Source organism: Streptomyces sp. NPDC001153 (genome assembly GCF_053598315.1).
The window spans coordinates 1-1430 of record NZ_JBSFJZ010000134.1 but is presented as its reverse complement, the minus strand read 5'-3'; the positions used below and the strand labels follow the sequence as shown (position 1 = coordinate 1430).

The window sequence follows — 1430 nt, the reverse complement described above, 5'->3', positions numbered from 1 at the left end:
GATCGCGTCCCATGAAGTGGTGTAGCCGGGCAGGGTTCCGGAACGCGCGGGTGTCTGCTCGGGGCGTGCATCCGCTGGCGTTGCGTGCTCCCTGAACAAGGGCAGGCCACCGCGCAAGTCTCCCTGGTGAACGGGCAGTTCGACCAGAGGAGCACGCGATGGCCTTGTCTCAGTCTGAGCTGATGCGGCTGCTCGAGTCACTACGTAGGGCCGATGGAGTTGAAGCAATCAGGGTGGTGTGCGAGCGCATCCTGCAGGAGCTGATCGAGGCCGAGGCCACGGAGATGATCGGTGCCGCGCCGCGTGAGCACTCCGAGACGCGCACGACCTGGCGCAATGGACACCGGGAGAGGCTGCTGACCACGCAGGCCGGTGACCTGGACCTGAAGATCCCGAAGGTGCGGAGCGGGTCGTTCTTCCCGTCGTTGCTGGAACGCCGGCGGCGGATCGACCGCGCGTTGTTCGCCGTGGTGATGGAGGCATACGTGCACGGTGTCTCGACCCGCTCGGTCGACGACCTGGTCAAAGCACTCGGTGCGGACAGCGGGATCTCCAAGTCCGAGGTCTCCCGCATCTGTGGTGAGCTGGATGCGGAACTGACCGCGTTCAAGGAGCGGCCGCTGGACCACACCGTCTTCCCCTACGTCTTCCTGGACGCCACCTACTGCAAGGTCAGGGTCAACCACCGGATCGCATCGCAGGCCGTGGTCATCGCCACCGGGATCTCCGCCACAGGGCACCGCGAGATCCTCGGGCTGATGGTCGGCGACAGTGAGTCGAAGCCGTTCTGGACGAAGTTCCTGCGCTCGCTGCGGGCCCGCGGCCTGGAGAACGTCCAGCTGGTCATCTCCGACAGCCACAGCGGTCTGGTGGCCGCGATCCGCACCGTTTTCCTCGGCGCGGCCTGGCAAAGGTGCCGGGTTCACTTCGTCCGGGACGTGTTTTCGGTGATCGAGAGGGGCTCCGGGGAGATGGTCGCCGCGACCATCCGCACTATCTTCGCGCAGACCACCGGCGAGCAGGTGCGCACCCAGCTGAACGTGGTCGCCGACATGCTCGGACGGCAGTTCCCGCAGGTCAAGACGATGCTGCTGGATGCGGCAACCGACATCACCGCGTTCGCCGACTTCCCGCCGGCGCACTGGAAGAAGATCTGGTCGACCAACCCGCTGGAGCGGCTGAACAGGGAGATCAAACGACGGGCCGACGTCGTCCAGGTCTTTCCCAACCCCGCCGCCTTGGACCGGCTCGCCGCCGCGGTCCTGGCCGAACTCCACGACGAGTGGCAGGTCTTCGACCGCCGCTACCTCTCCGAAGCCTCCATGGCCGAGCTCTTCACCACCAAGCCAACCGAACCCGAACCACAGATCACCCCACAACCGGAACCGAAACAGCTGCCGTGACTACACCACCCCGCGGGACATGACCCC

Annotated in this window: 1 protein-coding gene; it reads left to right on the top strand. The window is 65.9% G+C overall.

Features of this window, described 5'->3' with window-relative positions; all coding sequences use genetic code 11:
• The first annotated feature begins 158 nt into the window (after positions 1 to 158).
• Positions 159 to 1403 carry an IS256 family transposase gene (locus tag ACWDEN_RS48090; RefSeq protein WP_351604881.1) on the top strand — a complete coding sequence of 415 codons (1245 nt, stop codon included), beginning with the start codon at positions 159 to 161 and terminating at the stop codon, positions 1401 to 1403.
• Positions 1404 to 1430: the final 27 nt, after the last annotated feature.